The sequence below is a fragment of the Levilactobacillus brevis genome (assembly GCA_021383565.1).
In the GTDB taxonomy this organism is placed as follows: Bacteria; Bacillota; Bacilli; order Lactobacillales; family Lactobacillaceae; genus Levilactobacillus; species Levilactobacillus brevis_B.
The window spans coordinates 933,130-953,057 of sequence record CP079699.1 but is presented as its reverse complement, the minus strand read 5'-3'; the positions used below and the strand labels follow the sequence as shown (position 1 = coordinate 953,057).

21 protein-coding genes and 2 pseudogenes are annotated in these 19,928 nt (G+C 49.6%); 14 read left to right on the top strand and 9 right to left on the bottom strand.

The genetic code is table 11. The features are described 5' to 3' along the window. Window positions 1-279 precede the first annotated feature (279 nt). Together KB236_04520 and KB236_04515 are read left to right on the top strand one after the other, a co-directional pair. Window positions 280-909 (top strand): hypothetical protein, encoded by a 630-nt coding sequence (locus tag KB236_04520; GenBank protein UIF29998.1) that lies wholly within the window; start codon window positions 280-282, stop codon window positions 907-909. A gap of 228 nt (window positions 910-1,137) precedes the next feature. Next, window positions 1,138-1,353: a hypothetical protein gene (locus KB236_04515; GenBank protein UIF29997.1), complete on the top strand. Its 216-nt coding sequence runs from the start codon at window positions 1,138-1,140 to the stop codon at window positions 1,351-1,353. Between the two features lie 148 nt (window positions 1,354-1,501). Here the strand turns inward: KB236_04515 and KB236_04510 are convergent. Beyond that, a pseudogene (locus KB236_04510) lies at window positions 1,502-2,491 on the bottom strand (IS30 family transposase). A 145-nt stretch (window positions 2,492-2,636) separates the two neighbouring features. Between KB236_04510 and KB236_04505 the strand changes: the two are divergent. Beyond that, window positions 2,637-2,972: a hypothetical protein gene (locus KB236_04505; protein UIF29996.1), complete on the top strand. Its 336-nt coding sequence runs from the start codon at window positions 2,637-2,639 to the stop codon at window positions 2,970-2,972. 67 nt (window positions 2,973-3,039) lie between these two features. Here the strand turns inward: KB236_04505 and istB are convergent. Continuing rightward, window positions 3,040-3,797 (bottom strand): annotated as a pseudogene (gene istB, locus KB236_04500) (IS21-like element helper ATPase IstB). Between the two features lie 292 nt (window positions 3,798-4,089). Here istB and KB236_04495 point away from each other — a divergent pair. Then, entirely contained in the window at window positions 4,090-5,088 is a 999-nt protein-coding gene (locus KB236_04495) for an IS30 family transposase (protein ID UIF29995.1), read from the top strand. Between the two features lie 75 nt (window positions 5,089-5,163). On the opposite strand, the gene ndk is transcribed toward KB236_04495, so the two are convergent. The 3 genes from ndk to KB236_04480 form a co-directional block, all read right to left on the bottom strand. Next, window positions 5,164-5,640 (bottom strand): nucleoside-diphosphate kinase, encoded by a 477-nt coding sequence (gene ndk / locus KB236_04490; protein ID UIF29994.1) that lies wholly within the window; start codon window positions 5,638-5,640, stop codon window positions 5,164-5,166. A gap of 182 nt (window positions 5,641-5,822) precedes the next feature. Continuing rightward, the gene (locus KB236_04485) at window positions 5,823-6,008 is read right to left on the bottom strand and encodes a PspC domain-containing protein (protein ID UIF29993.1); all 186 of its coding nucleotides are present in this window, start codon (window positions 6,006-6,008) and stop codon (window positions 5,823-5,825) included. A 20-nt stretch (window positions 6,009-6,028) separates the two neighbouring features. Beyond that, window positions 6,029-6,691: a histidine phosphatase family protein gene (locus KB236_04480; GenBank protein UIF29992.1), complete on the bottom strand. Its 663-nt coding sequence runs from the start codon at window positions 6,689-6,691 to the stop codon at window positions 6,029-6,031. Window positions 6,692-6,855: 164 nt separating this feature from the next. Here KB236_04480 and KB236_04475 point away from each other — a divergent pair, with 164 nt between their 5' ends. Continuing rightward, window positions 6,856-7,737: a polyphosphate kinase 2 family protein gene (locus KB236_04475; protein UIF29991.1), complete on the top strand. Its 882-nt coding sequence runs from the start codon at window positions 6,856-6,858 to the stop codon at window positions 7,735-7,737. Window positions 7,738-8,048: 311 nt separating this feature from the next. After that, window positions 8,049-9,218, top strand: coding sequence for a hydroxymethylglutaryl-CoA synthase (locus KB236_04470; protein UIF29990.1), 1,170 nt, complete (start codon window positions 8,049-8,051; stop codon window positions 9,216-9,218). Window positions 9,219-9,294: 76 nt separating this feature from the next. Here the strand turns inward: KB236_04470 and KB236_04465 are convergent, their stop codons facing one another. Next, window positions 9,295-9,882, bottom strand: a complete 588-nt coding sequence (locus KB236_04465; GenBank protein UIF30289.1) for a hypothetical protein — start codon at window positions 9,880-9,882, stop codon at window positions 9,295-9,297. Between the two features lie 224 nt (window positions 9,883-10,106). On the opposite strand from KB236_04465, the gene KB236_04460 reads away from it, so the two are divergent. Beyond that, a complete protein-coding gene (locus KB236_04460; GenBank protein ID UIF29989.1) occupies window positions 10,107-10,547 on the top strand; it encodes a nucleoside 2-deoxyribosyltransferase in 441 nt (146 codons plus the stop codon). Between the two features lie 61 nt (window positions 10,548-10,608). Here the strand turns inward: KB236_04460 and lexA are convergent, their stop codons facing one another. Continuing rightward, complete coding sequence (lexA, locus tag KB236_04455) at window positions 10,609-11,238, bottom strand: transcriptional repressor LexA (protein ID UIF29988.1); 630 nt, start codon at window positions 11,236-11,238, stop codon at window positions 10,609-10,611. 245 nt (window positions 11,239-11,483) lie between these two features. Here lexA and KB236_04450 point away from each other — a divergent pair, with 245 nt between their 5' ends. From KB236_04450 to KB236_04435, 4 genes are all read left to right on the top strand, one after another. Continuing rightward, window positions 11,484-11,735: a DUF896 domain-containing protein gene (locus tag KB236_04450; GenBank protein ID UIF29987.1), complete on the top strand. Its 252-nt coding sequence runs from the start codon at window positions 11,484-11,486 to the stop codon at window positions 11,733-11,735. Window positions 11,736-11,833: 98 nt separating this feature from the next. Then, window positions 11,834-12,061 (top strand): YneF family protein, encoded by a 228-nt coding sequence (locus KB236_04445; GenBank protein ID UIF29986.1) that lies wholly within the window; start codon window positions 11,834-11,836, stop codon window positions 12,059-12,061. A 134-nt stretch (window positions 12,062-12,195) separates the two neighbouring features. After that, window positions 12,196-13,956: an ATP-binding cassette domain-containing protein gene (locus tag KB236_04440; GenBank protein UIF29985.1), complete on the top strand. Its 1,761-nt coding sequence runs from the start codon at window positions 12,196-12,198 to the stop codon at window positions 13,954-13,956. Continuing rightward, window positions 13,946-15,739, top strand: coding sequence for an ABC transporter ATP-binding protein/permease (locus tag KB236_04435; GenBank protein UIF29984.1), 1,794 nt, complete (start codon window positions 13,946-13,948; stop codon window positions 15,737-15,739). Before KB236_04440 ends, KB236_04435 begins: the two co-directional genes overlap by 11 nt. 295 nt (window positions 15,740-16,034) lie before the next feature. Here KB236_04435 and KB236_04430 read toward each other — a convergent pair whose 3' ends face one another. Then, on the bottom strand, window positions 16,035-16,685 hold the full coding sequence (locus KB236_04430) for a 1-acyl-sn-glycerol-3-phosphate acyltransferase (GenBank protein ID UIF29983.1): 651 nt from the start codon (window positions 16,683-16,685) through the stop codon (window positions 16,035-16,037). A gap of 100 nt (window positions 16,686-16,785) precedes the next feature. Here KB236_04430 and KB236_04425 point away from each other — a divergent pair, with 100 nt between their 5' ends. The 3 genes from KB236_04425 (at window position 16,786) to KB236_04415 (ending at window position 18,888) form a co-directional block, all read left to right on the top strand. Beyond that, window positions 16,786-17,541 (top strand): tRNA1(Val) (adenine(37)-N6)-methyltransferase, encoded by a 756-nt coding sequence (locus KB236_04425; GenBank protein ID UIF29982.1) that lies wholly within the window; start codon window positions 16,786-16,788, stop codon window positions 17,539-17,541. Next, window positions 17,528-17,803 (top strand): GIY-YIG nuclease family protein, encoded by a 276-nt coding sequence (locus KB236_04420; GenBank protein ID UIF29981.1) that lies wholly within the window; start codon window positions 17,528-17,530, stop codon window positions 17,801-17,803. The genes KB236_04425 and KB236_04420 overlap by 14 nt, the downstream gene beginning before the upstream one ends. 89 nt (window positions 17,804-17,892) lie before the next feature. After that, a complete protein-coding gene (locus tag KB236_04415) occupies window positions 17,893-18,888 on the top strand; it encodes a D-2-hydroxyacid dehydrogenase (protein ID UIF29980.1) in 996 nt (331 codons plus the stop codon). Window positions 18,889-19,150: 262 nt separating this feature from the next. Here KB236_04415 and KB236_04410 read toward each other — a convergent pair whose 3' ends face one another. Further along, a complete protein-coding gene (locus KB236_04410; GenBank protein ID UIF29979.1) occupies window positions 19,151-19,867 on the bottom strand; it encodes an HAD family hydrolase in 717 nt (238 codons plus the stop codon). Between the last annotated feature and the right edge of the window lie 61 nt (window positions 19,868-19,928).

The following is a 19,928-nucleotide window of genomic DNA, read 5'->3' as shown; positions in this document are numbered from 1 at the left end:
TTTCAGTTAAAATTAGATATGTAAAAAGGGTGTACTTATCCCTTGGAGCTTATGTGTTGCGCATCCCGTTATCTTGGTGGAGGCGGGGATGCGCTTTTTTGTTTTCTCGATTAAATGCATATAGCTAGAAACGCTGGTACAACAGCAATACTCTATTTTCCATCTATATTTCATGCAACATTAGCGGTTTATTATGCCAACGCTACCTTTGTAATTGGAGAAATGACTCTTTTTGAAATTCGCGCAGCTAGGGTCTGTTCCTAAACGTTAATTTCTGGTATGCTCATTGGTCTTACATCAAATGGAACGGTTGTACCAATATTGTTAGAAGCAGGCATTAACTTGTCATACAAGTGGTTGGATAGCCGTTCAGGTGCATTCATGGTGTCGGACAATGTTGTTGCGGGAGCATTTCGGATCGACCATAACGGGTCGGCTGATGGCAAATCATCGGCAGTTTATTTCACTGAGGCGCAAATCAAGCAGGAAAGTATGCTATTGCCATGGACGCCAAGCCCAAAAGATAAGGTTGATGTGGCACAAGTAAATCCGCTTATTAAAGGTGTCACTCATAACGGGGCTGACATGAGCAATGAGCTTATCCCTGGTACTTACAGTTCGGACACAGCTATTAAGAATGGGCCTTTTAATGGTGACACTTATACTAGTTGGACTGTTCAAGCCGTGGGAGCCAATGTGATCACACAAACTGCACATCGTCAAACTGGTGAAACGGCACATAGAACCCTTTGGGTCGGTTCTGGTTGGGGGCCTTGGCGGCTAATTCCGCAAAGTACTTACTTCGAAAAGAATTTTACAGCCGCCGTTGATATTCTAAGCTTGAGGGATGGAATCTATTATATTCAAGGCACATTACCTAAGAATTTCATCAGCTTTAACGGATTATAACGGAAATAACTGGGGATACTTTAAAATTCAGTCCATTAGCACGGGTGCAAAATTCGTTGAATTTCATGACATTTTCAAGCGTGAACGAATTAATATTTACTCAGGAAGTCCGGCGGCTTGGAGCGGTTGGACTATTCCAAATACAGAAACATTAGTCACACAGGAACAACTACGTGGTTGCAATTAATGCGGTGAAGGCTTTAATAAAATAATAAGGAGTGATGAATTATGTTTGTTCCAATTAAGTATGACAGTGACGGTTATGTCACGGATTTTAAGACTACAGGAACTGAGGGCTACACCCAAACTTTCTTGTTGGATCGTTGGATTCCTGATTTTATGAAGTTCTCAACTAAGTTTCAGTATGACGGCACACAGCTTCTTAACCCGGGTAATTTACCAACTAAGACAGTTGTTGATTTAGAAAAATCAAGGTATAATTAAGCATGTTAAAATAATGATTGAGGGAGTCTATTATGAAAAACATATTGTTCCCCAATTGTCAAATCAAGTGCAACACAGGACAGTAAGGCGTAAGCATAACCGGATGCATGTTCTTGAAGACCTGTGTTTTGAAGACCTGGGCGGCGCTAGCATAGCCCAGGGATTTACGTAAGCGATGGTTAAGTGCGTTTTGAATGGCTTGGATCGTTGGTAGATCAAAGTTCTTGAGAGAGATGCCCTTCGGAATGTACTCACGGATGAGACCGTTGAGATTCTCATTAGACCCTCGTTCAGAGGGCGTATAAGGATGAGCGAAGTAAACTTTGGTTCCTTGGACCTGATCTAGCTCGGCAAATTCACTGCCATTGTCAAATGTGATTGACTGGAAGTTCTTAGGACCATAGGCCGTAATGACCCCTTGAAGTGCCTGGCGGCAAGTGTCAGCGTGGTAGTCAGGAATCTTAACGATGATTTCAAAACGACTGACACGCTCGGTTAATGTCATCAGTGCGGGCTCGCTAGCAACCCGCTTGCCCTTAACTAGGTCTCCTTCCCAGTCACCCACCAAGATGCGTTGGTCGACGATAGCTTGTCGCTCATCGATTGAGCTACCCAATATCTTCTTATTCTTTCGGGAGCGAGTTCGACGAGTGCTCTTTACTCGGCGACGAAGCTTGACTGGTAAATCAGCGTTACAGAGGTCGAGATAACCTAAATCAATGTACCGATAAACCGTGGGGGTCGATGGACACGGCTTGTCCGGATAAAGTTGATGGAATCGGTGGACGAAGCTATCGACACTATCGACTCTAATCTTGGTTTTGAGTGCTTGGACTAACAGCTTGAAGAAGAGCCAGCAACGCTTTAGTAAACCCTTAGAATGGCATTTAAGGCGGTCTTTTTCATAGACAGCCTGTCCTGCTTCAGCAAAATATTGATAGTATGGCAGATAGTCGGAGTTAAGCTGGCGAACCGTGCCACGCTTGATTTCGCGTGAGATAGTACTGGGATTTCGATGAAGATTACGAGCAATTTGGCGAACAGATTGGTGGTCCTTCAAGAACGCTTCAATTTGGCCACGCTCTTCGGCAGAGAGTTGTTGGTAAGTAATGGTAGTGGTATGATTTGACTGGGTCATGGAGATACCTCTTTCTTTTTGGTTTGGTCGCTTAAAAGTATAGGTCTCCATGGCCTATTTGTTTACCCTTAATGTCTTAAGGGGTGTTGCACTTCAATTTTAAATCGGGCAAAACATATTGTTAGTAGTTACAAGCGTTCTTTTATTGACACCTATTGTTAATTCAGGTATCTCGGGGCAAGCTGCTTCGTGGCATAAAGGAGCACCCAAGATTGCTCGAGGAACTTGGGATGATAAGGCTAAGTATCCTAAAGGCGCAATGTATGATACGCTACATATTTCTAAGAAGGTGTTTATTCAAAACGACAATGATCCGTATTTGACCCATCTCAAGTATAAAAAAGTGAAAGCACACTTTTACAAGTTTAAGGGGTATGACAGGGAAGCAGGAAAGACAATCTCAACTGGCACCTATCATTTTATCAGCAAGCACCATGTCCGCATTACGGCGCATCATCACACCATGAACTTGTACAAATAATTGATTCAAGTCAGAGGTAAAAAGAAATAGTTGTCAATAGCGGCTCAAAATTGTAGAGAAATGGCGGTTAAGAAACGTAGGCTTTTGGTGGTCGGTTTGTAGCTTTAAGGCGGAATGATTTCCCGGTTATTTTAATGATATGGGCATAATGCACTAAACGATCTAAAATCGCGGCCGTGACTGTAGGACTTTTGAAGATTTCAACCCATGCTGATAACTCACTGTTGCTGGTAATAATGGTCGAAGACCGCTCATATCGGGTGTTGATCAATTGAAAGAGAAGATTTGCCTCATCATGCTCCATTGGCAAGTATCCAATTTCGTCGATTATTAGTAAATCATATCGTGCGTAACGACTGATACAACGGTCTAATGTGCCCTTCTCGTACGCTGATTGGAGGCGCAAGGGTAATTCATGACAGTAAAGAGCGTCCTTTTGCCTTGCTGACAAGCGGCCATACCAATACCTACGGCCAAGTGCGTCCTGCCGACGCCCGGACTACCTATGAATATCAGATCCTCTTGCTTCTCCATGAAGGCCAGATCACTAAAACCCATGACTTGTTGCTGCTTAATACTGGGTTGAAAAGAAAAGTCAAAAGCTCTTAGCGATTTCTCTTGCGGAAATCTTGCTCGTTCGACTATCCGCTTCACTTGTCAATGCTCTTGTCATTCCAGCTCCACGTTAGTGAGCTGAAGCATGGACCCTGTGAAGGAAAGTTGTTGTTCGTTGATCTGATCAATAAATTCAGGTAGGCAGGCATTCATCTTCTTAAGGCCCAGCGCCTCTGAATTGCTCATTAATTCTTGGAATTTGCTGTTCATTCTCAACACCAAATATCATAGAATCAATTGTACTCGTGGAGCGATCCATGTCTATTCTTGTACAGTAAAATCCCGGCGTGCCGGGCTTTTGCTGTTTTTTTAACTTTCAACCTTTAGTTACTATAATTTAATACGGTCAGTTATTAGGTACTTACGGTCGTTTGGAGGGATTTTTATTTTATGACGAATTTACAATTGAAGTGCAACAAGTAAGAAGATAAAAAAGGAACTCATAGCCTGAGTCCTGTAAAATGAAGTCACCACAACAATCATTTAAAGGAGATTTTAGGCTATGAGTTCGTACAAACATCTTACCTTAAAAGACCGAGAATGCATACTGTTAGGCGTCACTTTAAACGATAGCTATCAAGTTATTGCGGAGAAAATTGGCTGTTCTAAAGCCACTGTATCACGTGAAGTTACACGCAATGGCGGTCGTGATGCATACTCAGCTGTCAAAGCACAAGAGAGCTACCAAAGGCGCCGACTGAAGAGCCGCCGTCCTAGACTCCTAACTGACCTGAAATTACGAGATTTTGTCCTTCGCTGCATCGTTCAATACCAATGGTCTCCCGAACAAATCTCAGGGCGTTTACTTCACGAAAATAGTGGATGGCGAATTAGTTACAACACCATTTATCGCGGAATTGAACGTGATAATTTGGGAATTAAACGTAAGAGTCGTGGCGCTCGTGGTTTTGCCCGTAAACTCCGCCATCGTGGCAAAACTCGCAAGGTCAAAGGAACAATCAATGAACGACGGGGGCGGTTTAATGATGTTCCTTCAGTCCATGAGCGGCCAGTGTCGTGTGATAACCGGAGCTGGTTTGGCCATTGGGAAGGTGACACCGTTCGAGGTAAGACTGGACGTTCAGCTTTAGTTACGTTGGTGGACCGTAAATCACGTTACTTACTATCTCAACGAGTTTCCAAAGTAAACGCCAAGAACGTTACACAAGCTATGATTGACTTATTGCATACTGTGACGCCCAAACGAGTTCGTACGCTTACGCCGGATCGTGGGACTGAATTCGCAAGATATCGTGAAGTTAGTCAAGAGCTAGGTATTCCGGTCTATTTTCCAGATCCACACGCACCACAGCAACGGGGAACTAACGAGAATACAAATGGTCTTATTCGTGAGTATTTCCCAAAAGGAACTGATTTAGATCAACTCACTGACCAAGATATTTGTCAGTTCATTGAAACATTAAATAACCGACCACGTAAGGTCTTAGGCTGGAAGAGTCCATCAGAAATTTTCTTTGGAATAAAGTTGCGCTTGACTTGACAATTCGTCATTCAAAAAAACGAAACGCAAAGGGGGTCGCAACATATGCGCCCCCCCGGTGTCAATTCATCTTAATTATTTGGCGCCAACTTTTTCCTTGCCAGCCACCTTTTGATGAGCCGCAACCGCCAGTTCTGGGAACCAGATCGCAATTTCATGGTGGGCGTTCTCGCGGCTATCCGCCGTATGAACGATGTTTCGTAGAATGCCATCGGGGTATTCGTGCGCGTAGTCGCCCCGAATGGTCCCGGGTTGGGCGTCGTTAGGGCGGGTCTTACCTGCTAAGTTATGAACCGCTTTCACCACGTCGGTTCCCGTCACAATGATGGCGACCAGGGGACCTTCTTGCATATAAGTCTGAATCTCATTGAAGTAGGGCTTGTCGACCTGCTCCCTGTAGTGCCGTTTTAATTGGTCGGTTGTCGCATTCAAAACCTTGAGGGCAGTGATTTGGTAGCGCTTACTTTCAAGCCGTGAAATAATTTCACCGATATGTCCTTCCGCAACACCATCCGGTTTAACTAATACTAAAGTTTTTTCTGAATTTGCCATGGTAGAGAACCTCCTTGAGTTTTTAAAGCGTCCAAGTTATAGCGGGTATAACTAAGTTGTTAATTCAAATTGTAGACTAACCTTTCCGCAACGTCAATCAAATTATGAATATTTTGTTAGCGTTTTCATTATTTTATTTTGGCGTATGAAAAAAGTCCGAGTTGGTCTCGGACTTTAACCAGTTATTCGGGATCACCCATAATCATCCAGAGAATCAGGTAGGCAATGAGTCCTGGAAACATGGGGGTGATGGCTAACAATACGAAGATAACGCGTGCGATGTTGGCGTTCCAGTCGAAGTGATCGGCGATACCGCCAATGACACCGGCAAAGACGCGGTCATAACGTGAACGATGGATACTTTTCATGTGAAGCACCTCCTACATGCTTAGGATTGGAAATCAATACGGTTGAAGAAGTCAACGTGAATATCGTCATCCGTAATTTCCAACTTGGTAATACTACCGTTGATGGTGGCCACGCCTTCGTCCAATTCGGGCGCGTAACGATCAATGATGGAGCGAATCGTCATTCCGTGGGAGACCACCAACACTTGGTCGCCATCCTTGGAGTTGGCCCGTAGCTTGTCAAAGCCCCGGTCGAGTCGTTCCCAGAACATGTCATTACTCTCGGCTTCACCATACAGGTCGGCCTGGTGAATCAGGTCGCGGGCCTTCTCCAAGCCGTAGGTGCCCAGCACCTTGGATTCGGAGGTCAGCCCAACTTGGGCCCCGACGAACTGCCACATTTGGTTCAAGTCGTTGCCTTCGAAGTAGCCATGACACTGTTCACGGAACTCTGGGTACTGATAGGTCACGATGTTCATGTTGTCCGGATTCTCTTTGAGGGCGATGTGCGCCGTCTCAATGGCCCGACCGGAATCGCTACTATAGGCGGCAACAAAGGGGATGTTACTGAGTTGTTGACCCGCGCGCTTGGCGTCTGCGCGACCCTTTTCGGTGAGTGGTGAATCAATCCACCCCTGCACCTTATTGTAGTGGTTTAACATGGTCTGACCGTGACGAACAAAGTATGCCGTAATCTTTTTCATTTTATCGAGGCCTCCATTGATCAAGTAAGTGTTTACATGCTAAGTATATCAAGGTTATCAGGGGAACGCGAAGATTTTGCCGTTTATTTCAAAAAAGTCCAAGCGTTCGCTGGTATCCCACGTCTAAGCATGCTAAGGTAAAAGTTAATGAGGAGATGGTGCGTATGACTACTGAGAGTAGTTATCGTTATGCTGGAGAACACCCCCTGGAACTCGCCCAACTGGCGACACGTGTTGAGAAGGGGCCCAATCAAGCCGTCATTAACAGTGCCTTAGCCGACAACGTGGCCACGCTAAGCGACCTGCAATCCCGGTTATATTCGCAGAAGAAACACGGAATCATTGTGATCCTCCAAGGGATGGATACCGCTGGTAAGGACGGGCTGATTCGCCACGTCTTCAGCGGCTTGAATCCCTCGGGAACCAGTGTGGTCAGTTTTAAGCAACCGACCCATCTACAGTTAGATCACGACTTTTTGTGGCGGATTAATCAGGCATTGCCACCCAGAGGGGAGATTCGTATCTTCAACCGGTCGCAGTACGAGGATGTCTTGATTAGTCACGTACATCCCGAGATGTTGACCACACAGAACTTGCCGGGGATTGATTCGGTGAGCGATGTGGACGATAAGTTCTGGGACCACCGCTACCATGATTTGAGAAATTACGAAAAATACTTACGTCACCAGGGCTTCGAGGTTATCAAGTTCTTCTTGCACCTGTCCAAGGATGAACAGACCCACCGCTTCGAACGGCGAATTGAAGTTCCCAGCAAGAACTGGAAGTTTGCCCCCAGCGACATGCAGGAGCGGGCCTTTTGGGATGATTACCAAACCGCTTATACGCGAATGTTAGAGAACACGGCCACCAAGAAGAGTCCGTGGTATCTGATCCCGGCCGACGACAAGGGCGTGGCTCGGCTGATTGTCTCCAATATTTTGATCGACCGATTGCAAGTGTTACACCCCGAATATCCCAAGGTCAGTGCCGAGACCAAGCAAAAATTGCGGGCCGTCCTGCAACAGTTGAAAGATCATAAATTATAACACAGTTGTAGCATGCAAAAAGTATATGAATGGCAACACTGACGAGACAATGTGTCACTTGATTGCTAGATACAATTAATGGCTCTTGCGGCTAATTTACCCGAATTATCGGTGGATTGGCCCGGGCCATTTTTCTTTTACAGAATATTAAGAGTTCGTTAGGCCTCGTCATCGGCTAGCTGTGGGGGCAACTTGTGTTGTACAATTAAAGTTAGTTCAATTCAGAAGGGGTACCGTCAGTTAAAAGCGACCAGCATATCGTTAGCTTGGCCACAAACTGGCAGGACCGAAAATTCAGGAGGTCACAACGCATGAGCATCAGTGTCGGTATTGATAAAATTGGTTTTTACACGCCAGGACTATACTTGGACATGGCCGAACTGGCCACTGCCCGGGGCGAAGATCCAAATAAATATTTGATTGGCATTGGACAGTCGCAGCAGGCCGTGATTCCACCGACCCAGGATGTCGTGACGATGGCCGCCAATGCTGCCAGTCAGATTTTGACGCCCGAGCTCAAGGATGACATCGCCATGGTACTGTTCGGGACGGAATCGGGTATCGATAACTCGAAGGCCACGGCGGTGTATCTGGCCCATCTTCTGGAGTTACCCAGCCAAGCGCGAGCCATCGAGCTCAAACAGGCTTGCTACGGGGCCACGGCTGGTCTCCAATTGGCGGCCGACTACGTTCGTGTCCATCCCACGGCTAAGGTCTTGGTCATCGGCGCCGACGTGGCACGCTATGGCCTGCGAACGGCCGGCGAGGTGACGCAGGGCGGCGGGGCGGTTGCCGTGCTGGTGACGGCCAACCCCCAGATTTTAGCTTTAGAGCCCGTGAGTGCCTACCACACCGAGGACGTGATGGATTTTTGGCGGCCAACGTACCGCACGGAAGCCTTGGTCGATGGTAAATATTCGACGAATGTTTATCTCGATTTCTTCAAAACGGTATGGACGGACTACCAGCAGCAGACGCAACGGACAATTGCCGACTTTGATGCCTTGGCCTTTCACTTGCCATTTACAAAGATGGGGTGGAAGGGCTTGCGGCAAATCTTACCCGAGGCCCAACCGGATCAGCAGGCCACGCTCAAGGCGGCGTTCGAAGCCAGTCAGGAAGACAACCGTAATGTTGGAAATCTTTACACGGGGTCGTTGTATCTTAGCTTCTTGTCACTATTGCGGCACGGTCAGCTGGCCCCTGGCAATCGCGTTGGCTTCTTTAGTTACGGGTCCGGGGCCGAGGGCGAGTTCTTCAGTGGCCTGATCCAGCCCGACTTCCGCCAAGGCTTTGACGACGTGGCATTGACCCAGCTGTTGGCCCAACGTCGGCGGGTGAGTGTGACCGAGTACGAGGCCATTTACCGTAGTCAGCTCAGTAACGATGCGCGTGATACGCAACTGGCCGTGGGCGAAGAGACGGCCGATTACTATCTTGCTGGCCGGCAAAACCAACAACGGCAGTACCGCCACCGTTAGGCGTTGAAATTAAAAGGTGTCCGCTAAACCTTAGACTAACCGGTCTGAGGCTTAGCGGACACCTTATTTTTAATCTTTATTCGAATTGATTCTTAACCACGTAACCATCCTTGAAGACCAGCACCGGGTCTTGGTGACCCACACGAACTTCCAGACGGTAGCCTTTGCCCAGCGACTTGGCCAGCGAGCCACTGGTCTTGGTAAAGTTTTCCACGAAGCGCGGCCACTTGGCTTGCTTGGCCAGACTTGGTTTCTTGGTGAGCGCCTGGATCGTCTGCTTAAGGTCGCTGTTCGTCACGGTCAGCGTGTAGGTCTTGTTAGCACGGTCAAAGGTGACGGTGCCCAGCTTAGTGAGTGCTTTGGCTAACTGCTGCTGCACGCTCTTCTCGTTGTCTGCCTGGGTCACACCACTCGAGCTTGCCGAGAAGACCTGACCGGACTGCGAACTAATCTGAGATTGTTGCTTGGCCGTGTGCGTGGCCGGAGCGGTTGTTTGGTGCGACCAATAGGGGAGTTTCCAAATGGCAAATACCGTCCCCAACAATGCCACGACCAACAGAATACTGACGCCCACTTTGGAACTCCCATTCTGAATGGCCGTTATCAACGAAAATCCCGCGATTATTGTAATTAAGCCACCCATGATGGCAAAGCCCAAAATCATCATGTTACCGATCCCCCCAATGTCAATTAGCTTCAGTATAGCATGAAACAATTGTCTCGTGAAAGGGCGCGCAACCGGACGGTCAAACTCGAATAATATTAATAAATTAATGAAAATGACTGGGCTTACCGTTTTATAACCGAATGTTAATTAAAATGTTGTCGCTAAAAGTTAACGTTTCCGGTATAATAGGAGCTACATTCGAGAGAAATGAGGAGATTAGTGTGACCAAAGTTTATTTAGCAGGACCCTTCTTTGACGATGAACAGATTTCGCGGATTGAACGGGTGGAACAAGCCTTAGCCGCTAACCCCCGTGTCGACAGCTTCTTTAGCCCCCGTAAGAGTGAGATCCCGGGGCTAACCATGGGGACGCCGGAATGGGCCACCCAAACGTTCCAGATGGACGTCACCCAGATTGACCAGGCCGATGTTGTCGTGGGGATGGTGGACTTCGTGGACGATCAGGTGGATTCGGGAACGGCCTTTGAGATTGGGTACGCCTTCCACAGCAAGAAGCCCGTGGTGGTGTTACACGAGAAGGACACCACGCTGAATCTGATGATTGCCGAAGGGCTACACGCCTACGTTCGTGAAGCGGAGGCCTTGGCCGCCTACGACTTTGCGACGTTACCGGAGAGTCACTATCACGGTAAGGTGATCTAAAACGTATAAAAAACAGCTGTCAGGCCTCGCGGTGTGACAGCTGTTTTGTCATTTATGATGATTAGTGAACGTCGTCGCGGAACAGGCCGACAACCTTACCTAAGATGCTAACGTTATTGAGAATAATCGGCGCCATGGTATCGTTTTCGGGTTGCAACCGGAAATGGTCGGCTTCCTTGAAGAATCGCTTGCAGGTCGCTTCATTTTCCTCAGTCATGGCGATCACAATATCACCGTTATCGGCGTTTTGTTGACGCCGGACGATGACTTGGTCACCATTTAAAATACCGATGTTGATCATACTCTCGCCGCGAATCGTTAACATGAAGAGTTGATCGTCGTCGCGTTCAAATTCTGGGGGAACCGGAAAGTAGTCGGTTGCTTCCTGAACGGCCAGAATAGGTTCGCCGGCGGTCACGGTTCCTAGCACGGGGATGCGCGTCTGTTGCTCGTGGACACCCAGTTCTTCCAAGCCGGCCGGTGTGACTTCCAAGGCCCGCGGCTTCGTGGGATCCTTGGTCAACAGGCCCTTCTTCTCCAGGCGGGCGATGTGGCCGTGCACCGTAGAGGTCGAGGACAGGGAGACGGCTTCGCCAATTTCACGGACGGTCGGCGGATACCCTTTTTCATTTACCCGTTCCCAAATGAAGCGTAGGACGGCTAGCTGTTTACTTTCAGAAGCTTTACTCATTTTTGCCACCTCGTTCGTCATTCGTAGTATAGTTTAATCACAGTGTAGCATACGTTCTCGGCGTTTTCAAACAGATGTTCGGGTAAATGAGTTGAAATCTGAAAATAACCCTGATATGATAGGGGACGTCTTGAAATGCTGGGGGTAACCCGGCGTTCAATTGGAAATCGTGTGGACGTTGTCCGGGGGTAATCGTGTCCGGGATGACGCACAACCATAAAAAATACAATAAAGGAGGGCTGTTCATGGCTGAAGAAACGATGGACACCTTATTAGTACGGATCAATGAATTGGCGCACAAGGCCAAGACGGATGAAGGCTTAACCGCTGAGGAAACGGCCGAACGGGCAACGTTGCGGCAAAAATACCTGAAGTTATTTCGGGCCAGCTTCAAGAGTCAGGTCGAAATGATGCAGGTTTACGACAAAAATGGTAAGGAAGTTACGCCAGAAAAGGTCCGCAATATTCAACGCAAAAAGGGTTTACGCGACAATTAATTAAGCGAGCGGGTCTTTTTACCGGATTCGCTCTTTTATTTTGCGTTAAGTTTGTGTAAAATTGTAAAATGAATGACTGCAAAAAGGAGGGGAATACCTTGTCAACTTGGATCTGGATCATTATTGTCATCGTTGTCGGCCTTGGCTGTGCTGCTGGGGGCTTCTTCGGTGCCCGTAAGTACATGGAAAACTACCTGAAAGACAATCCGCCAATTAACGAAGACCAACTGCGTGCGATGATGTTGCAAATGGGACAAAAACCATCACAACGGAAGTTACATCAAATGATGAACGCGATGCAACAGAACGCACACAACAAAAAATAGGTCTGGTTTTACTGACGACTCGTTTCCGGTTTTCCTGGAGGCGAGTTTTTTTTGTTTGCATTTTTCCGTAACTTCTGTAAAATTGGAAAGTCTGTTACAATTTAATCATATTTTAATTTAAGGAGGGGACGTTCGTGAGTATTTTTCGTAAACTGGCTTGGTATTTTCGCCTAGAATGGCGGACGTATCTAGTCGGCGTGATTGGCCTACTTCTGACGGCCATCATCGCTATTATTCCGCCGCGGATCATCGGGAACATGGTCGACGGCATTCACGGGCAGACCATGACGGGGCGGGTACTCCTCATCGACCTGGGCTTTGTCACCCTCGCCGCACTGGGGCAGTACGCCACCCGTTATCTTTGGCGAAATGCCATCTGGGGTGGGGCGGCCCATCTGGAACAATTGCTCCGGAACCGGTTATTCAACCACTTCATGCTGATGGATCGGGAATTCTATCAACACTATCGGACCGGGGACCTCATGGCACACGCGACCAACGATCTCGAAGCCGTGCAACGGGTTGCCGGTGGTGGCATTCTCCAGTTTGCCGATGCGATTATCACGGGGGGCACCACGCTGATCGCCATGATGACGCTGATTGACTGGCGACTGACGATTATTGCGATCATTCCCTTTCCGTTTCTGGCCGTCATCTCTTGGTTCTTAGGTCAACGGATTCACCGGGCGTTCGGCGCCTCACAGGCTGCCTTCTCCCGTCTCAATAACAAGGCGCAGGAGAGCATCAGTGGAATCAAGGTGATTAAGGCGCTGGGACAAGAAGATGACGATGTCGCGGACTTTGACCAGCAGGTGGATCGGACCATCAAGATTAACCGGCGCGTGAACCGGTTGGATTCCCTGTTTGATCCTGCCATTACCTTGGTGATTTCTCTGTCCTACGTAGCCACGATTGTGTTGGGTGGCCTCTTTGTCACCCATAACGTCATTACGATCGGGAATCTGGTGTCCTTCATCAGCTACCTAGCGATGATGGTCTGGCCGATGTTTGCCGTGGGGATGCTCTTTAACACCATGGAACGGGGCAATGCCAGTTACGATCGGGTCATGGAGTTATTGAATCAAAAGACCCACATCATCGACCGCGTCAACGGCCTGAAAGTCCGGCCGACCGGGACGTTGAGCTATCACGTCAAGCGGTTTGACTATCCGGACGACGCCGGTGCCAGTCTACAGCAGATTGACTTTGACCTTCAAGCGGGGAAGACGCTGGGAATTGTCGGCCGGGTCGGTGCCGGGAAGTCGACGATTATGAAACTAATTTTGCGCGAGTTTGACGCCTATGATGGCGAGATTCGCTTTGGCGGGCATCCCATCAAGGACTACGCGCTGGACAGCTACTTACCGGCTATTGGCTACGTACCGCAGGAAAGTTTCCTGTTCTCTTCAAACATCTTCGAAAACATCCGTTTTGCCAAGCCCGATGCCACCCAGGCCGAAGTGGAAGCTGCGGCGACGAAGAGTGACCTGTCCGGGCAGATTGCCCAATTACCAGACGGGTACGACACCCAAGTGGGCGAGGAAGGGATTTCACTATCCGGGGGTCAACGTCAGCGAATGGCGATTGCCCGGGCACTCCTGATTAATCCGGAGCTGCTCATCCTAGACGACGCCTTGTCCGCCGTGGATGCCGAAACGGAGGCCGAAATTTTAGCTAATTTGAAAGCCGAACGGGCCAACAAGACGACGATTATTTCGGCGCACCGGTTGAGTTCGGTCATGGGGGCTGATGAGATCCTCGTACTCGACGATGGTCGTGTCGTCGAACGGGGCACCCACGCCCAGTTGATGGCCGCTCACGGGTGGTATCAACGCATGTTCGATCAGCAACAACTCGAGACGCAAGTGAAGGGAGGCGTTCGTGATGACGGATAAACATGAATCGGCTTGGGCGCATAGCATGACGACCAAGGAACAGTGGACGGTCATCAAGCGCCTATTGCGCTTTGCGGCGCCGTACAAATGGTTCTTCATCGGCTCAATCATCCTGTCGGCACTGATTAGCGGTGTCAACGTTTTCCTGCCTTGGCTGTTGCAGACGTACATGGACCGTTATCTACGGGCCGGCAACGCCACCATCGTCATCATGTGGCTGTTCGCTGGGCTCTACTTCTTCGGCATGGTCATGCGGGCGCTGATGCAATTCTGGCAGAACTATACCAGTACGATGGGCGCCGAATACATGTTGGAAAATGTCCGCCGGCAACTCTTTAGCCAGTTGCACGGCAAGGGGATGCGGTACTTCGACCAAACGCCGGGCGGCTCCATCCTATCGCGGTTGATGAACGATACCATGACATTTTCCAACTTCTGGGCACTGCTGAATACGCTGATTCTGGCCATCTTCGCAGTGATTTCATCGTTTCTGGCGATGATCTTCACCGACGTGACGGTGGCGCTGTGGACGCTGGTACTGGTGCCATTTCTGGGTGTCACAATCTGGTACTACCAGCGCTACAGTTCCAAGGTCTACCGGCGGATGCGTGAACGGCTTAGTGAACTGAATACGAAGCTGGCCGAGGCCATTACCGGGATTAGCGTGATTCAAGAATTCCGGCAGGAGCGCCGAACGGCCGCCAACTTTGAGACGACCAATCAAGCCTACTACGATACGCGTAAGGCCATGATTCGGACCAACTCACTGTTGCTGAGCCCGATCATCAACCTGTTCTACGCGTTGGGCACCGTGATTGTTCTGAGTATCTTCGGGATGCGTGGCCTTCACGAGGTCGTGGCTGCCGGGGTAATCTACGCATTCATCACCTACCTGAACAACTTCTACAGTCCCATGAGTAACATGATGGATAGTCTGAGCGACTTTCAAAATGGGATGGTTGCGGGCTCGCGGGTGCTGCGGGTGGTCGATGACCAGACGCTGGCACCGGCGCAGCATCCGGTGGCCGACGCCAAGATTACGCGCGGTAAGGTTGAATTTCGCCACGTGACCTTTGCCTACGATCAGGAACATCCCGTGCTAAAGGACGTGTCCTTCGTCGCCGAACCTGGTCAAACCGTGGCCTTAGTCGGGCAAACGGGGTCCGGGAAGACCTCGACCATTAACGTGTTGATGCGCTTCTACGAGTTCCAATCCGGTGAAGTGCTCATCGACAATCGGGATATTCGCGACTATCCGGCCGAGGAGTTGCGGTCTAAGATGGGGCTGGTGCTCCAGGAACCACAGCTCTTCTACGGTGACATTCAGACCAACATTCGGATGTTTAACACCGACATTTCCGATACTCAGGTGCACCAGGCGGCCCACTTTGTGCAGGCCGATGACTTCATCGATCAGTTGCCACAGGGTTACGCGACGCCCGTGCTCGAACGGGGGACGGAATACTCGGCGGGCCAACGTCAGCTGATTACCTTCGCCCGAACGGTGGTGACCGATCCGAAGATTCTGATCTTAGACGAAGCCACGGCTAACGTGGACACTGAGACGGAAACGATGATTCAGACCGGCCTGTCCCGAATTCAGGAAAACCGGACGACGATTGCGATTGCCCACCGGTTGTCGACGATTCAAAATGCCGACCTGATTCTGGTATTGAACCACGGCAAGATCGTGGAACGCGGGACCAACGACGAGCTGATGCGAAAGCAAGGCTACTACTACGACATGATTCAGCTGCAAAATGCGGCGCACGCGGCGGAGTAACGTTTGAGGAAATTGGTCCTCTACTTACTACTAATGTTTTTTCACCATGATTTGTTGCACGTTTTGCCCAAAAAGTTTTAAAAGTTGGAGAGTGGGACTAAGAGCACTGGTCGAATCATTCCTGATTTTGGCTGGTTGGGTCATCAGTTTTAAGTGGAACTGGCGACCTGCTGGCATCCATTCCGGCTATCTAAATTGGGAATACCAGCGTTGGAAAAATTTGGGGCCAAACGCCTGACAAACACAAAGACCGTTTCACTTATCAATTGGCGATAGGTGAAACGGTCTTTGTGTTTTAGTCATGTTTTTCTTTTTCGTGTTCTTTTTCCCCGGTGACATCGACGTATTCGAAGTTGGGGTTAATCTGCTTATCTAGGGCGTTGAAGGCGGCCTGCATCTGTTGCTCGATATCGGCCTGACCGGCTTCGTCCAACTTTAATTTACGGTCGATGGTGATGGGATCGCCGAAGGCCACCGTGACGCGCTTTCTGGAGAACAACCGTTTGAAGGTCAACGGGCCCTGATAGACGGCGGGGACCAGCGGCACCTTGGCCATCTTAGCGATGACGGCCGCGCCTCCCTTGAGTTCCTGGGAGTGCCGGGAACCGGACGGAAACATGATCAAAGAAAGCTCACCTTTCCGTAGAATCCGGACGGGGGTTTTAATGGCGGAAGGGCCCGGATGGTCACGATTTACCGAAAAACCATTGACATGGTAGAGTAGCCATCGGAAAATGGAGTTTTGGAACAGCTCTTCCTTGGCCATAAAACTGAACTTACGGGGACTGGCCGCCAACGCAAAGTAGACGGGGTCAAACCAAGTCCGGTGTGGGCCAACCAGAACATACGGTCCATCGGGTAATTTTTCACGGTTGAGGTATTTGGCCTTCCCGTTTACGATAAATAGGATAACGCGGATAACGTTCCGCAGAAACGAATAAAACATAGGTTGTGCTCCTCTCGCAGTGAATCTAATGCATCTAGTATGCAAAAAAACGGCGGGGGTTGCAAGTAATCTTAACGAAAAATGAAAGAAGGTGGGGCGTGTGACGACCCCAGAATTAAAGCCGGGCGAACGAATTGACCAGCTTTACAGTCAAGATATTCAAATTATCCAAAGCCCCGAGGTCTTCGCCTTTTCCCTAGACGCCGTGCTACTGGCGGCCTTTGCGAAGCTACCGCCACGCCAGACCAGCCAGACCGTCGACCTATGCGCCGGCAACGGGGCCGTGGGATTGTTCATGAGTCATCAGACCCGCGGTAAAATTGCCGAGGTTGAGATCCAGCCACGGCTGGCCGACATGGCGTGTCGAAGCGTGGCATTGAATCAGTTGGATGACCGGATGACCGTGTACGAGGGGGACCTGGCACAGGTGAACCAGTGGATCCCCAAGGACTCGGTAGACGTGGTGACCTGTAATCCGCCATACTTCGAGGACTTGCCGGCTAGTCAGAAGAATCCCAATCAATACTTGGCGATTGCGCGTCATGAGATTACCACGGACCTGGCAACCGTGGTGGCGACGACTAGCGGCCTACTCAAGATGAACGGCAAGGCCTACTTCGTTCACCGGCCGGACCGTCTCTTACAACTGCTCGATCTGATGGCGACGCATCGCTTGGCGCCCAAACGCATTCGATTGGTCCATCCCAAGCCGGGCAAGGAGGCCAACATGGTTCTCGTCGAGGCCATTAAGGACGGAAAGCCCGGGGGACTGCGTTTATTGGCCCCGTTGACGGTGTACGATCAACAGGGAAACTATACTCCAGAAGTGAAGGCGTTACTCTATGGCACAGACTAAGACTTATTATTTCTACGTGCTCCTGTGTGCGGACCAGTCGCTGTATGGCGGGTTCACCACGGATGTTGCCAAACGGTTTGCCACCCACCTAGCCGGTAAGGGGGCTAAATACACAAAGGTTCACCGCCCGTTGAAGGTGCTCTTTAGTCAAGAATTCACGAGTAAACATGACGCCCTACACGCGGAATGGGCGTTTAAACACCAGACGCGAAAGAAGAAAATTCAGTTTTTAAAGTCACAGGGGGTTTCCCTAGAAAAATAGGCGTTTTCCCCCTGAAATAACGGGGATTATGGTAAACTGATGGCGGGTAGTAAATGATGTTTTTCAGACAAGTGAAGGAGGAACTTATTGTGAAAATTATTGCTTATGGTATCCGTGACGATGAACGCCCTTACTTAGAAGAATGGTCCCGGGATCAAGGGATCGACGTGAAGGCCGTTAGCGAATTGTTGGACGATTCAACGGTTGATCTCGCTAAAGGTTACGATGGTACAGTGGTTTACCAACAAAAGCCGTATACGGCGGCCGTACTCGACAAGTTGGCCGCCAATGGGGTGACGAACTTATCCTTACGAAATGTCGGGGTTGATAACGTTGATGCGGATGCGGTTAAACGTAACGGCTTCAAGGTCACCAATGTGCCTGCTTACTCCCCAGAAGCCATTGCCGAATTTACCGTGACCCAACTAATGCGGTTACTGCGCCGGACACCAACCTTTGACCGCAAGCAGGCCCAAGGAGACTTGCGCTGGGCCCCAGACATCGCCGATGAGCTTAACTCGATGACGGTGGGGGTTGTGGCCACTGGTCGGATTGGTCGGGCCGCAATGAAGATTTACCAAGGCTTTGGCGCAAAGGTCATTGCCTACGATGTCTTCCACAATCCGGAGTTGGAGAAGCAGGGCATCTACGTGGATACGTTGGATGAACTGTACGCACAAGCCGACGTGATTTCACTGCATGCGCCAGCGACAAAGGATAACGCCCACATGCTCAACGATGAGAGCTTTGGCAAGATGAAGGATGGCGTCTGGATTTTGAACCCAGCCCGGGGGGCACTGATTGATACGGATGCCTTGATTCGGGCCCTCGATAGCGGCAAGGTAGCTGGGGCTGCCTTGGACGTTTACGAAGACGAAGTGGGTATCTTTAACGCCGACTTTGGCAGTTTTGACGCTATTCCGGACGAACGGTTGAAGAACCTGATGAAGCGGGAGAATGTTTTGGTCAGTCCCCACATCGCGTTCTACACCCGGACGGCTGTCAAGAACATGGTGCAATTCGCTTTGAATAACAACAAACAATTGATTGAAACAGGCAAGGCCGAGAATGAGGTTGCCTTTTAGCGGGGGATTTCGTTAAGTAAATGAATGCGGTTCACGGGTTACCGCGCCGACGATTCGCCTAGTGTGGGGATGTTTCCTTGTGAGAAGCTGGCGACAATGCTAGCGAAAATCGCGAGCATTGTGAACCTTGCGTCAACGTGAGGCCATCAGGTAGGTGTTGCGTTGCCGGTCATGTACCGGACAACGGTGCCAAATTAAATTGAAGCAAAAAGGAGGGGCCGCGCAATTTGCGCGACCCCCCCTTTATCTGAAAAGAATAAGCTTATGAGCAGGCCACAGTGAGGGCCAGCAATAAGTCCTGAAGCTCGAAGGAATCCGTCACGGTTTGATCGGGAATCCACTGGCGATCAGGAATTTCTAAGTTGCGGTGGTTGAACCAAAAGGCATGCCAGCCGGCCTGTTTGGCGGCCTTGACATCCATGGTGTAATTATCACCGACGTAAGCGACTTCACTCGCCCGCAAGTTAAGTTTACGGTTCATCAACGTGAAGATTTTAGGATCCGGCTTGGCCAGTCCAGCTTCCTCCGAGGTGACGATGGCTTCCCTAGTCATCCATCGGTGCATCTGGAGTTGCATGACTTTGGCCAGCTGAGAGTCCGTCTTGCCATTTGTGATAATTCCCAACTGGTACTGCTCGCTAAGTTGATCCAGGGCTGTCTCCAGTCCGGGAAATAACTTGATTTGACGCAGGCCGGTGGTGTAGGCACGTTGAAAGTCTAACGCTGAACCGGTATCCACGGTGGGCAGGTGTTGAGCTAAAAGCGCGGTGTTGAGCCGCTTAACGGCCATTTCCTGGTGCGACCACTGTCCACTAGCTACTTGGGCGTAGGCCTCGGCGCTTTGCTGACGGTAAGTCTGGAAGGTCAAATTAAGATCAAAATCTTGCGGTAAATTTAAAATCGGCGCAAGCGCGGCCTCGAAGGGCGCTTTTTGATCGTAGAGCGTGTCATCGACATCGAAGACGACCGCTTTAATCATATTCGTTTCCTCCTCAGTTATGCCTAAGCAGTTTACCATAACTAGAAATAAAAGCAACGTG

Coding starts and splice junctions, on each gene's coding strand:
- KB236_04520 (UIF29998.1), top strand. CDS start 280: ATGCTCATTGGTCTTACATCAAATGGAACGGTTGTACCAATATTGTTA.
- KB236_04515 (UIF29997.1), top strand. CDS start 1,138: ATGTTTGTTCCAATTAAGTATGACAGTGACGGTTATGTCACGGATTTT.
- KB236_04495 (UIF29995.1), top strand. CDS start 4,090: ATGAGTTCGTACAAACATCTTACCTTAAAAGACCGAGAATGCATACTG.
- ndk (UIF29994.1), bottom strand. CDS start 5,640: ATGGCAAATTCAGAAAAAACTTTAGTATTAGTTAAACCGGATGGTGTT.
- KB236_04485 (UIF29993.1), bottom strand. CDS start 6,008: ATGAAAAGTATCCATCGTTCACGTTATGACCGCGTCTTTGCCGGTGTC.
- KB236_04480 (UIF29992.1), bottom strand. CDS start 6,691: ATGAAAAAGATTACGGCATACTTTGTTCGTCACGGTCAGACCATGTTA.
- KB236_04475 (UIF29991.1), top strand. CDS start 6,856: ATGACTACTGAGAGTAGTTATCGTTATGCTGGAGAACACCCCCTGGAA.
- KB236_04470 (UIF29990.1), top strand. CDS start 8,049: ATGAGCATCAGTGTCGGTATTGATAAAATTGGTTTTTACACGCCAGGA.
- KB236_04465 (UIF30289.1), bottom strand. CDS start 9,882: ATGATTTTGGGCTTTGCCATCATGGGTGGCTTAATTACAATAATCGCG.
- lexA (UIF29988.1), bottom strand. CDS start 11,238: ATGAGTAAAGCTTCTGAAAGTAAACAGCTAGCCGTCCTACGCTTCATT.
- KB236_04450 (UIF29987.1), top strand. CDS start 11,484: ATGGCTGAAGAAACGATGGACACCTTATTAGTACGGATCAATGAATTG.
- KB236_04435 (UIF29984.1), top strand. CDS start 13,946: ATGACGGATAAACATGAATCGGCTTGGGCGCATAGCATGACGACCAAG.
- KB236_04430 (UIF29983.1), bottom strand. CDS start 16,685: ATGTTTTATTCGTTTCTGCGGAACGTTATCCGCGTTATCCTATTTATC.
- KB236_04420 (UIF29981.1), top strand. CDS start 17,528: ATGGCACAGACTAAGACTTATTATTTCTACGTGCTCCTGTGTGCGGAC.
- KB236_04410 (UIF29979.1), bottom strand. CDS start 19,867: ATGATTAAAGCGGTCGTCTTCGATGTCGATGACACGCTCTACGATCAA.